The sequence below is a fragment of the Cobetia sp. 4B genome (genome assembly GCF_018831605.1).
GTDB classification, from domain to species: domain Bacteria; phylum Pseudomonadota; class Gammaproteobacteria; order Pseudomonadales; family Halomonadaceae; genus Cobetia; species Cobetia amphilecti.
Map to the genome: position 1 here is coordinate 1,979,594 of NZ_CP059843.1, position 12,291 is coordinate 1,991,884.

Sequence of the window (12,291 nt, forward strand, 5' to 3'; positions counted from 1 at the left end):
GTCAGAGGCGCTCAGGATGAGGAAAAACCGCTCATCGCGAGGGTTACGCCTTTCGTCTATGCACTGTCAGTCAGCACCTGGCCCAGGCTTTGCACTGTCTTGATGCAAACGTTGATGCAATCGTTGCTCTGCGCTCACGCAGAATCTTTCCAGGAGTGTGTCTTCATGCCACGAGCGCCCATAGATCACAGCGCGCCCCCCGAGGATGACGTGTTCGGTGAATCCCGGGCAGTGCACCCGGATGGGGAAGCGCCTGCTCCCGTTGCCGATGCCGATGCCACCGTCAATCTTGCTACCAGCCCCGCTCGCCATGCCGCAAGGCAGGGCACCAGGAGCCTGAGTCTGCATCAGCGTCTGACCCGTTCGCTTGAGGAGCTCACCCCGAATGAGCAGCGCATCGCGCGCTTTCTGCTCGCGCATCAGGATGAACTGGCGCTATACAACGCCGCGGAACTGTCACGTCTGACCGACGTTTCCAAGGCGACGGTCAGCCGCCTGTTCCGCCGTCTTGGCTATCAGGACTTCCGTGAGGCGCGGGACCAGGCACGCAGTCTGCGTCAATCCGGCGTGCCGGTGGCGGCAGCGCCGACGGCAGACCATCACCAGCGTCACTATGAGCAGGAGTGTCGCAACCTGCGTCAGGCACTGGCGGCGCTGGACATGCTCGACATGGAGGCCTTGAGCAGCGCTCTGGCCAAGGCCGAGCGGCTGCAGATCATCGGCTTTCGCAATGCCTATCCGCTGGCGCTGCACCTGCGCCAGCAGTTGCTGCAGCTACGCGCGCAGGTGGCGGTGTTGCCGCAACCCGGCCAATCACTCGGCGAGGAGGTCGCACGCCTGGGTGCCGATGATGCCGTGGTGGTATTCGCCATGCGTCGGCGACCGCAGGGGCTGGCACGATTGCTTGAATGGCTGGGGCAGGCGCCATGTACGGTGCTCCTGGTTTGCGATGACAGCCTGAGCAGCATCCCCGCCGGTATCGAGCATGTCCTGCGCTGCCCGTTGGACAGCGTCAGCGCCTTCGACAGCTACGCCGCAGCCATGAGCCAGATCAACCTGCTGGCCACGCGCCTGCTGCATGACGACCTCGTCGGCGGGCGCAGTCAGATACGCCGCGTGACCGATACCTTCGATGCGCTGGAGGAACTGGGCGACGGCTGATCGTCCAGCTTGAAGTGCTCCTGCCTTTCCTTTCTCCCTCTCTATCCCCCTGTGGGCCGCCAGCCTTGCTTCTGCTCCCGATTCGACTCGCCGCGCTCTGCGCACCCGCAGGGCGCATATGCCTCCCTGACTGCACCATCTGCTGCCATATCGCTGGTGTCGGCGCCCTGATCTCGCCGCCCGGCGAGGCCACCATCCTCGATTTCGCCTCCCGCAGGCGTGTGTCGCTTCTTCTTCTTTCCATCCGCTGTTTGGCTTGCATCCCTTTGCTCAAGCGCGTTCTCAGGCCCCTGCTCAGGCGTGTGAGCCGCAGGTGACTCTGCGCTGCCTGCAACTCGATCACCTTATTGAGCTTGTAGCGAAAGCTTTGGCACACCTGTTGCAAAGAATGATAAGGGAATCACTTGTTTCATTGGTCAGGTTCTGAAGACGAATGGGGCAGGGAGTCACTGGATCTGACTCGGCGAGACACTCGGCAAGACGATCAACAACAACCAACAACCAACAACAATCCACTGCCGCAAGGCACCAGGTGCATGACGAGTCGTTCTCGTATCAGCGCCTGGCATTGACGGATACCGGAGTCGACCGATGAGCAAGCGTCACGAGAGCAAGGCCCAGCAGCGCGCTACACAGACAGGCAACAAGCAGCGTCTTGGCAACTGGGTCCGCAAGGGAATATTGCTGGCCCTGTGGGGCACGTTGGCGTCCACCGCCCTGAGCGCACACGCGGATGCACTGAGTGACATCAAAGATAGCGGGGTGCTGAAAGTGGCGGTGCCCCAGGACTTCCCGCCCTTCGGCTCGGTCGGCCCGGACCTCAAGCCGCGTGGCTACGATATCGACATGGCGCGCTATCTGGCAGACGAAATGGACGTGAAGCTTGAGCTGGTGCCGGTCACCTCGGCCAATCGCATCCCTTACCTGCAGACCCGCAAGGTCGATCTGGTGATCTCGAGCCTGGGCAAGAATCCCGAGCGTGAGAAGGCGATCGATTTCTCCGATGCCTATGCGCCGTTCTTCCTCGGCGTGTTCGGCGAGAAGGGCAGTGAGGTGGACTCCGCGCAAGGACTGAGCGAGAAGACCATCGGCGTGACACGTGGCTCGGTGGAAGACATGGAGCTCAGCAAGGTGGCACCGGAATCGACCACCGTGAAGCGCTTCGAAGACAACAACACGACCCTGTCGGCCTTCCTGTCAGGGCAGGTCGAGATGATCGCCACCGGCAATCTCGTCACCGCCGCCATCGCCGAGCGCAATCCTGCCCGCGTGCCGGTCAGCGTGCTGCCGCTCAAGAATTCTCCCTGCTATGTGGGCATGCGTCATGACACGCCGGCGCTCAAGGCGCGCGTGAATGAGCTGATCGCCCAGGGAATCGAGGATGGCACGCTCAATACGCTCTCCGAGACCTGGTTCAAGGCGCCGCTGCCGTCACTGGATGCCTGAATCGAGACGTCACACGTCTGATCCCTTTGCCCGTGAGGCTTGATCGATGAATTATCTCCCGGATTTCCCGCGCCTGTTGCCGTATCTGCCCGACCTGATGGCCGGGCTGATGACGACGGTCTGGCTGACGGCGCTGACCACCACGTTGGGGATACTCGGCGCGGTGATGTGTGTCTGGCAGCGCCATCGTGCGCCGACCAGCCTCTTCAGCCGGCTGCTGGGCATGCTGGTGGAGCTGCTGCGCAACACGCCTTTCATCGTCCAGCTGTTCTTCATCTTCTTCGGTCTGCCGGCGCTGGGACTGTCACTCAGTGCCGAGATGGCCGCTGTAATCGCGATGACACTCAACCTGGCGGCCTACAGCAGTGAAATCCTGCGTGCCGGGGTCGATGCCACCGGTCGCGGCCAGTGGGAAGCCGGGCGGGCACTGGGGCTTACCCGCTGGCAGAGCTATCGCCATGTGGTGCTGATGCCGGCGCTGGAACGCATGTATCCGGCGCTGACCAGCCAGTGCGTGATCGTGATGCTGGGCTCCGCCGTGGTCTCCCAGATCAGCGTGGCGGACCTGACCTTCGCGGCCAACTTCATCCAGTCACGTACCTTCCTGAGCTTCGAGAGCTACGTGGTGACGGCAGGCATGTACCTGCTGTTGGCCATCGCGATGCGTGCCTTGCTCAACCGCATCGGGCGTCGTCTGTTCGGCTTTCGCCACCTGACGCCGGCCCCGCGTAGGCGTCTGTCTTCCCATGTCCTGAAAGAGGCCCACTCATGATCGACTTCACGCTGTGGGACATTCTGCGCAACCTGTTGCTGGCGGCGCGCTGGACACTGGCGCTGTCCCTGATCGCCTTCATCGGCGGCAGTCTGGTCGGGCTGGCGCTGACCTTTCTGCGCCTGACCCGCTGGCCGGGGGCGGCGCTCTTCTGTCGTCTCTACACCGAGCTGTTCCAGGGCACGCCGCTGTTGATGCAGCTGTTCCTGGCCTTCTTCGGCGTGGCGGTCTTCGGGCTGGATGTCTCGGCCTGGACGGCGGCCGCCGTGGCGCTGACGCTGTTCAGCAGTGCCTTCCTGCATGACATCTGGCGCGGCTGTGTCGAGGCGGTGCCCAAGGGGCAGTGGGAAGGGGCGCGGGTGCTGGGGCTCGGCTATCTGAAGACCATGCGCCACATCATCCTGCCGCAGGCGCTGCGCATGGCAATCGCGCCGACCGTCGGCTTCTCGGTGCAGATCATCAAGGGCACCGCGCTTGCCTCGGTGATCGGCTTCGTCGAGCTGACCAAGGCCGGCACCATGCTCAACAACGCTACCCTGGAACCCTTCACTGTCTTCGCGCTGGTCGCGTTGCTGTATTTCGCCATGTGCTATCCGCTGTCGCGGCTGGCTCGCCATCTGGAGGCACGTCTCAATGTCACTGCTCGCTGAAGTTTCTGCGCTGGATAGCGCCTCATCCGACGCTGCTGTCTCCGAGAAGACCGCCGTCACCGAGAGCGCCGCTGTCACGGAGAGCGCTCCCGTTTCCGAGAAGGCAAAGACGCCGCTGGTCAGCCTGTCGGCGCTGACCAAGTCCTTTGGTGATCTGCCGGTACTCAAGGGGATCGATCTCGAGGTGCGCCCGGGTGAGGTGGTGTCGATCATCGGTCGCAGCGGTTCCGGCAAGAGCACCTTGCTGCGCTGCATCAATCAGCTCGAACAGCATGACGGCGGCGCCATTCATGTCGCCGGCAAGCTGCTGGACGGTAGCGAGATGGACGCCGCCGCCCTGGCGCAGGATGTCGGCATGGTGTTCCAGAGCTTCAATCTGTTTCCCCACAAGCGCGTCGGCGAGAACGTGATGCTGGCGCCGATGCTGGTCAAGGGCGTCGCCCGCGATGTCGCCGAGCGCGAGGCCCGCGAGATGCTGGCCAAGGTCGGGCTGGGGGAGAAATTCGATGCCTGGCCGAGTCAGCTCTCCGGTGGTCAGCAGCAACGGGTGGCGATCGCGCGCGCTCTGGCGATGCACCCCAAGGTGTTGCTCTGCGATGAGATCACCTCGGCGCTGGACCCGGAACTGGTCGGCGATGTGCTCAAGGTGCTGGAACAGCTCAAGCGTGAGGGCATGACGCTGATTCTGGTCACCCATGAGATGAATTTCGCCCGCGATGTGGGCGATCGCGTGATCTTCATGCACCAGGGGCGCGTGCATGAGTCGGGCGAGCCGGCGACTCTGTTCGCCAATCCGGCCACGGAAGAGCTGCGCCAGTTCCTCGGCGCGGTGCTATGAGTACAGCGTCTTGAGCGATCAGCGGTGGACCACATCATGAGTCGAAAGGAGTCGCTCCCAGTGGACAAGCGTATCTATGTAGCGCCGGCACGTTTCCCAGGGCCGCGGGGACAGGGGCCGCTTGATGGTCAGAGACTGGTGGTGAAGGATCTGTTCGCGATCAAGGGCGAGCGCATCGGCCAGGGCAACCCTGACCTGCTGGCCAGCGCCCCCATCGAGCGGCAGACGGCACCTGCTGTCCTCGCGCTTCAGCAGGCGGGGGCCGATTATCGAGCCCGCACCACCACCGATGAGCTGGCCTACAGCCTCAACGGCACCAATGCGCATTTCGGCACGCCGGAGAACCCACGCGCACCGCTGAGATTGCCGGGCGGCTCGAGTGTGGGCTCTGCGGTGGCGGTGGCGCGTGGTGAGGCGGAGATCGGACTGGGCACCGATACCGGCGGCTCCATCCGCGTGCCGTCCAGTTACTGCGGGCTTTATGGGCTGCGCCCGACCCATGGTCGTATCAGCATGACCGGGCTCAAGCCGCTGGCGCCGCGCTTCGACACCGTCGGCTGGATGACGCGGGATCTGGCGACGCTGACGCAGGTCAGTGAGGTGCTGATGCCGGCGGCGACAGCCACCCGACTGCCTGCACGTATCATCCTGCTGGTGCCGGAAGGGCTGGCCGCGGGTCCTTATCAGCGCCTGCTCGGGCCGCTGTCTCGGCGCCTTGAGTCACTCGGCTTTCAGTGCGAGCGGCGCATGCTGAGTCAGACCTTCATGGCGCGCGCCAGTGAAGCCTTCCGGATTCTGCAGGGCTGCGAGATTCGTCGCACTCACCAGGCGTGGTTGAATACGCCAGAGCAGGGGCCCGAATCGCGCTGGCCGCGCCTCAACCCGGATATCGCGGCGCGTCTAAAATGGTGCATGACGCTCAGCGATACCGACGAGCAGGCAGCAGAAGCCAAGGCAGACACCGTTCGCCGCTGGTATCGCCAGCAGCTGGCGGCCAGTCATGAGGGCGGAGAGAGTGCCTGCGAAGATGGCAGTGCGGCTGCCCATGCCCAGGCCGAGGCCACCAGCGAGGCGGTCTTCATGCTGCCCACCACTCCGGGCGCCTCACCGCTGCTGGGTGCAAGCCTCGAGGAGATGGAGGCCTATCGTCATCGTCTGATGGGGCTCACCGCGCTGGCGGGCTTGAATGGCGCGCCGCAGCTGAGTCTGCCGTGGCTTGCCGACTCGGCGGCACGTCTGCCACAGGAATCCGCGCCCCCGCCCTGGGGCGTGTCATTGCTGGGCCTGCCGGGACGTGATGAGAGCCTGCTGGCCTTGGCCTGCATGTTGGAAGACTGACCTGCATGTTGGAAAACTGACCAGCGCTGCCTTGAATGTGCGATTGCAGACATTGTCTGGAGTTGAACAGAAACGCCGCATCCCGAAAGGGCTGCGGCGTTTGTGGTGCTGGCGCTTGAAGGGATGGTTCGTCAGTTGGCGGGGGTATAGGGATGCTCGCGTTGCCAGTGCTCGGCGATATCGATGCGTCGCGTGATCCATACCTTGTCGTGGGACTGGATGTAATCGAGGAAGCGTTTCAGCGCCGCGAAGCGTCCCGGGCGGCCGGCGATCCGACAGTGCAGCCCGATGGAGAGCATCTTGGGCGCGGTGTCGCCCTCGGCATAGAGCACATCAAAGGCATCGCGCAGGTACTGGAAGAAGTCCTCGCCGCTATTGAAGCCCTGGGCGCTGGCGAAGCGCATGTCATTGGTGTCCAGGGTGTAGGGCACGACGAGATGCGGCACCTTCTCACCATTGGCGGTGGTCACCTCCATCCACAACGGCAGGTCATCGCCGTAGTAGTCGCTGTCGTAGGTGAAGCCCCCGTGTTCAACCACCAGTCGGCGGGTATTGGGGCTGTCGCGCCCGGTGTACCAGCCCTGTGGCGCATGACCGACCAGCTCACGATAGCTCTCCACCGCGCGTTCCAGATGTGCGCGCTCATGGGCTTCATCCATGTGCTGATAATGAATCCAGCGCCAGCCGTGACTGGCGATCTCATGACCATCCTCCAGGAAACGCGCGACGAGATCCGGATGCCGCGCCAACGCCATGCCGACGCCGAAGACCGTCAGCGGTAACTCGCGGCGCTTGAATTCGTCCAGAATCCGCCATACGCCACTGCGCGAGCCATATTCGTAGATCGATTCCATGCTCATGTGCCGCGCGGGGTAGGCCTCGGCACCGATGATCTCTGAGAGAAACTTCTCGCTCTCGCTATCCCCGTGCAGCTGGCAGTTCTCGCCGCCTTCCTCATAGTTGAGCACGAACTGGACCGCGATCTTTGCGCCCCCCGGCCAGTTGGCATGCGGTGGCGTATCGGCATAACCGATCAGGTCACGCGGATACTCATTGCCCCACAGGGCATTGTCGGTGTCTGGCATCGTGCGGCTTCCTTGCGGGTGGCTAACGTAATGAAGAGCGAAGACAAGAGCGAAATGAAGTGCGAAATGAAGACCCAATCGCTCTCCATTGATGTGCAGGCTTTGTGCCATCACGGCGCATGGTGGTGTTGTCACGCTTCCACCCCGCATCAATCCGTCGGTGACCACCAGCGTGGCAGCAACCGTGCGACTTCCGGGCGCATGAAGCGGTCATCGATCAAGTGGATCACGCCCTGATCCTGCTCGCTGCGAATCACTCGGCCGGCAGCCTGCACCACTCTGGTGAGCCCCGGGTACAGATAGGTGCAGTCATCGGCATTCAATGGCTGGATGACCGGGCGCGGTGTGCGCGTATCGTCGTGTGAGTCGCCTTCAGCCTGTTGCGGCTGGCTACGCCGCTGAGCGTCGTTGTCCAGCCATGTGGCCAGACGCTGCTTGAGCGCTTCATTCTCGGGGCTGAAACCGGCCAGTCCCAGGGTGGCGATGAAGGCCCCGATCAGCCGCGAGCCGGGCAGATCGATCCCTTCGCCGAAGGCGCCACCCAGTACTGCGAAGCCGATGCCTTGGCCGTCGGGTGTGAAGCGCTGAATGAAGCCGGTGCGCTCAGCTTCCGTCATCGCGCGGGTCTGGCGCCATTGGGGAATCTCCGGCGCCAGCAGTTGCAGGGTGCTGGCGACCTGTTCCAGATAGGCGAAGCTCGAGAAGAACGCCAGATAGTTGCCCGGGCGCTGCCGGTATTGGCGCGCCATCAACTCGGCGATCGGCCGACAGGAGGCGTCGCGATCCCGCAGGCGTGTCGAGAGCCGATGACGACTGACCTGCACCTGGGTCGCGCTGAACGGGGAAACGACACTCAGCCAGACGGCATCGTCCGCCAGACCCAGCAGGCGATGGTGATAGGCCGGTGGATTGAGCGTGGCCGAGAACAACAGGGTGGCGTGACTGGCGCGCAGGCGAGGTGCCAGCCACGGCGCCGGGCTGACGCAGCGTAGTCGCGGCTGGATCTGGCGCACGCTGCGCCCACGGGCCTTGCGTGACCGGGCTACTGCTCCTGCTGCTGCTTCTGATCCTACTGCTTCTGCTCCTGCAGCCGATGCTGCGCCGGAACTCGAGCTTGAATCGCTGGCAAGCGACGCCTGCCGCGCGGGGGGAGTGGCGGCGAGTTCGACCTCGAACAGCGAGTGATCGCCGAAGCCTTCGGCGAGTCGCGCCAGTGTCAGTGCCGCAAAATACGCCTCCATCATCTCGACATCGGGTTCCACACGGCGCCTGGCCGTGGAGGAGGCCGAACCGGAGACTGTCGTTGCAGTGCCTGTATCGGTAGCACTCGGAGCAGCAGAGGAGGCATCGCTTGCGATCAGACCCAGCTGTTCGGGGGCTTGCGTGGCGGTGGCTCTCGCTGGCTGTTGCCTGGTCGCAGCAGGGCTTGCGGCCTTGTCAGGCTCCGCCAACCAGTCACCCATCGCGCCGGTCCACTGGCTCAAGGCCTTGAGGAAGTCGCCGGGCAGAGCCTCCAGCGCAAGACGCTGCGCCTTGTGGCCTTCGTCCTTGCTATCGACCTTGCTTGCCTGTGTCTCGCCGTCAGCACCCTGTTCGATCTGCTCCAGCGCTCGCCATTGGCGAGCCAGCGCGCGTGAGGCCGAGCGCAGCGGAGCCGGATGGCCCGTACGGCTCAACTGCTTGAGCAGGAAGTGGAACTGGCGGGCGTCAAGTTCGGTGCTGTACATGCCGCGGGCGCGCTCGATGAGGTTGTGGCTCTCATCGACCAGCACCACCGTGCGCCAATCATTGGCCTGGGCCAGGGCGAACAGCAGCGCATGACTGTCGAAGTAGTGGTTGTGGTCGCCGATGATGACATCCGCCCAGCGCGAGAGCTCCTGGGCGAGAAAATAGGGGCAGATGTCGTGGGCCAGGGCGTGGCGGCGTGTCGTCGCCAGATTCAGGGGGCGTTGGTCGGCGAGCGCGGCGTCGCGCGCCGCGGGCAGGCGGTCATAGAACCCGCGCGCCAGCGGGCAGGATTCACCATGACAGGCGAGGGTCGGGTGCTCGCAGGTCTTGCTTCGCGCGCCCAGTTCCAGAATGCGCAGCGGTGTCGCCGGTGTCTTGTCCTGCCCCTCGCTGTCGTCAGTGGCTGGTGCCAAGGTGTCCAATGCGTCGAGTGCCAGCGCGCGGCCCGGGGTGCGGGCGGTGAGGTAGAAGAGCCTGTCCGTGCCGCTTGCGGGCATCGCGCGCAGTGCTGGATACAGCGTCGCCAGGGTCTTGCCGGTGCCGGTCGGCGCCTCGGCGAGCAGCTCGCGGCCGGTCATCACCGCCTTGTAGGCATGCTCGGCCAGTTGGCGTTGACCGGGGCGCCAGCTCGGCCACGGAAAGGCCAGGCGGCTCAGCGCGCTGTCGCGGGCACTGCGATGGGCAAGCTCATTGGCGGCGAACTCGCTGAAGCGTGCCGCCAGACGTGCCAGCTCCGCCTCCAGCGCCTCACGGCTCCACCAGGCTTCCAGACGCTGCTCATCATGCTGTGCCTTGCGGCTTTTGGGGTCAGCCTGGTCAGTCTGCTCGTCTCGATCATCCAGGGCGCCCGCGTCCTGCTCACTCTGCTCATCCTGCTCGTTCTTGGTGCCCCTGGTCGCATCCGCCGCGATATCCAGATACACCAGCGCCAGCGTGATGCCTTCGAGGTCCCGGCTGCGACACATCAGTGCGCCGTAGACGCGTGCCTGGGCCCAGTGCAGGGCGCGATGGTGCGCGGGCTGGCGGGAGAGGTCGCCGCGATGGGTCTTGATCTCCTCGAGGCAGTTGCGCTTGGGATCATAGCCATCGGCGCGCCCACGGATGGTCAGGTTGCCGATGTCACCGCTGAGCGATATCTCGCTTTCATAGTCCTTGCCGCGGCGGCGCACGATACGCTGATGACCACGGATGCCCTGCTGGGCAGTGGGCGATGGCGTGAAGCGCAGGTCCAGATCGCCCTCGCGCGCGGCAAAGGCACACAGTTCACGCACCGCGATCCGGTAGCGTCCGGGTTCAGCGTGGGTCTCGTCTGCCTTGATCATGATGCAGGAGGTGCCTTGTGCCGGGAGCATTCGTCCGCTGAGGCCTCGGTCGCGCTCAGCCACTCGACGCGACACTCCAGCGCCGGAATCGCATGGCGTGCGAACAGGGCCAGCCATTGACGCTGGTTGTCCTGCAGACGGTCGGTGGGCGCCTTGACCTCGATCAGCCGATAACGGTCGCTGCTGTGCTCGGGGAAGAACTGGATCAGGTCCGGCAGGCCAGCGCGATGTTCACGAGGGTTGGCCAGCAGGTGGCGGAAACAGGCTTCCAGATGCGCGGGCGGAATGCAGTCCAGGGCGTGGTTCAGCAGTTCCTCGCTCAATAGCTCCCAGTGCACGAAGGGCGCCTGAATGCCCTGTTTCTGCTGATGGCGTTCACGGATCACCGTCCGGTAGCTTTCATCGTTCAGGCGTGCGAAGCAGGCCTCGAAAGCGGCCTGGCGACGGCTGACGAAATCAGGGCGATAGAGGTCCGCCGGGCCGGTGTGGAAGGCGTGGAAGAAGGCCCCCGGCAAGGGGGCGAACAGCGCCTCCCAGCACAGCAGGGTGAAGAGCGCGGGAATCAGGCCATTCTCGACATAGAAGACCGGTGCCTCGGGCGTGGCCAACGCATGGGCGGCCGCGCGCTCGACCCCGTGGATGCCGTCAGCCGCCGAGGTGGCAAGGTCGGGCACCGTAATGGTGATCTGTGGCGTGGTCGGCGCCTTGGCGCGCCTGGGCGCGGGCAATCCGAGGCCACGGCACAGACGCGGCAGGGTGCGTTCGAGTGCCAGCTGCTCGTCCAGCGTGATCTCGGCGCGCGCCAACCGCTCGCTGGCCAGCGCGTGAGCTGCGCTGATATCGCCAGACAACTCCAGTGCTCTCACCCGGCGCGGCATGGCACGCGGGGCATACGCGGAGTCCTCGAGCCAGGCGTACTGGCGGGCGGCCGCCTGATGCCAGCCCTGACGCTCGGCGTCGCGGGCCAGCGAGAAGCGCAGGCGGTCACGCCGCTGTGCCAGCCAGGCATTGGCACGATCATCAATAGCCCGCCCGTCAGTGGCATGAGCGTCAGTGAGCTGATGAGTCGCGGACGGCTCACTGTGGAGCTCGTTTGCCGCTGCAGACGGCGTCGCATCCAGCGCCGCGACGATGCGATGCCAGTGCCGCTCAAGCTCGGCGTTCGCCGTGCGGCCCAGCCGCTCGCTGGCTTGCTGCCAGTCCTCACGCAGTTGCTCCAGCGCCAGATAGCGATCCACCTCCCAGCGATGGGTGAAGGCGCGCGAGGCCGGCGACAGGGCGACCGTCTCGCAACGCAGCAGGCCCAGCTCGCTGAGTACGAAGTCCGACAGATTCTGGCGCAGGTTGCCGAAGAACATCAGGCTCAGGCGTCGCGACAGCTCACCCAGCCCGACACTCAAGGTGTCGGCGTCAGGGTCGTTCAACCAGGCTGGTAGTGGCCGTGGCGTGACGTCGCCCAGCAGCTCACTGATGGCATCATGCATGCGGCGCTTGGGTGTACTTCTGGGCAGCTCGGCAAAGGCTGCCCGGAGGCGCGGCAAGGTCACCAGCGCCAGCATCTCGTCCAGCGTCAGATCGGCATTGTGGCGGCACAGGCCGTCAGGCGTGGCACTGTCGGCGAGCGGTGTGATCAATGGCTGGCTTGCGGCCTCGATCGCACCGATCTCGGGATAATGCAGCTGCGAGCGCTCGAAATGATCGCCCTTGCGCATCAGCAGTCGCACCAGCAAGGCCCGCGAGGCATCCGGCAGGCGAGTGATGGCGTCCACCGTGGCACGCTCCGCCTCTGTCAGCAGATCGGCGTGACACTGGCAGACCCAGTCGATCAAGGTGTCGAAGTTGGCCAGGTAGTAGCGCGGATTGTCGAGGGGAGCGGCTTGCATGGCGACCTGTCGAAGTGGCGGGCAGTGCGGCGGTTTGCCCGAAAGCATGGGGTTATATACAGTATATT

Annotated in this window: 9 protein-coding genes; 6 read left to right on the forward strand and 3 right to left on the reverse strand. The window is 64.5% G+C overall.

Features of this window, described 5'->3' with window-relative positions; translation table 11 throughout:
- Positions 1-165: 165 nt before the first annotated feature.
- The 6 genes from H2O77_RS08435 to H2O77_RS08460 all read left to right on the forward strand — a co-directional run bounded on the left by H2O77_RS08435 (position 166) and on the right by H2O77_RS08460 (position 6,205).
- Positions 166-1,161 (forward strand): MurR/RpiR family transcriptional regulator, encoded by a 996-nt coding sequence (locus tag H2O77_RS08435; protein ID WP_215824371.1) that lies wholly within the window; start codon positions 166-168, stop codon positions 1,159-1,161.
- A gap of 591 nt (positions 1,162-1,752) precedes the next feature.
- Positions 1,753-2,607, forward strand: coding sequence for a transporter substrate-binding domain-containing protein (locus tag H2O77_RS08440; protein ID WP_215824372.1), 855 nt, complete (start codon positions 1,753-1,755; stop codon positions 2,605-2,607).
- 46 nt (positions 2,608-2,653) lie between these two features.
- The gene (locus tag H2O77_RS08445; RefSeq protein ID WP_215824373.1) at positions 2,654-3,379 is read left to right on the forward strand and encodes an amino acid ABC transporter permease; all 726 of its coding nucleotides are present in this window, start codon (positions 2,654-2,656) and stop codon (positions 3,377-3,379) included.
- Positions 3,376-4,029, forward strand: a complete 654-nt coding sequence (locus H2O77_RS08450; RefSeq protein ID WP_077376658.1) for an amino acid ABC transporter permease — start codon at positions 3,376-3,378, stop codon at positions 4,027-4,029. Before H2O77_RS08445 ends, H2O77_RS08450 begins: the two co-directional genes overlap by 4 nt.
- On the forward strand, positions 4,013-4,867 hold the full coding sequence (locus H2O77_RS08455; protein WP_215824374.1) for an amino acid ABC transporter ATP-binding protein: 855 nt from the start codon (positions 4,013-4,015) through the stop codon (positions 4,865-4,867). Before H2O77_RS08450 ends, H2O77_RS08455 begins: the two co-directional genes overlap by 17 nt.
- A 36-nt stretch (positions 4,868-4,903) precedes the next feature.
- Entirely contained in the window at positions 4,904-6,205 is a 1,302-nt protein-coding gene (locus H2O77_RS08460; RefSeq protein ID WP_215824375.1) for an amidase family protein, read from the forward strand.
- Positions 6,206-6,336: 131 nt separating this feature from the next.
- On the opposite strand, the gene puuE is transcribed toward H2O77_RS08460, so the two are convergent.
- The 3 genes from puuE to H2O77_RS08480 all read right to left on the reverse strand — a co-directional run bounded on the left by puuE (position 6,337) and on the right by H2O77_RS08480 (position 12,223).
- Complete coding sequence (puuE, locus tag H2O77_RS08465) at positions 6,337-7,290, reverse strand: allantoinase PuuE (RefSeq protein ID WP_215824376.1); 954 nt, start codon at positions 7,288-7,290, stop codon at positions 6,337-6,339.
- A 149-nt stretch (positions 7,291-7,439) separates the two neighbouring features.
- Positions 7,440-10,340, reverse strand: coding sequence for an ATP-dependent DNA helicase (locus tag H2O77_RS17900; protein ID WP_240548766.1), 2,901 nt, complete (start codon positions 10,338-10,340; stop codon positions 7,440-7,442).
- Complete coding sequence (locus H2O77_RS08480; RefSeq protein WP_215824377.1) at positions 10,337-12,223, reverse strand: VRR-NUC domain-containing protein; 1,887 nt, start codon at positions 12,221-12,223, stop codon at positions 10,337-10,339. The genes H2O77_RS17900 and H2O77_RS08480 overlap by 4 nt, the downstream gene beginning before the upstream one ends.
- Positions 12,224-12,291: the final 68 nt, after the last annotated feature.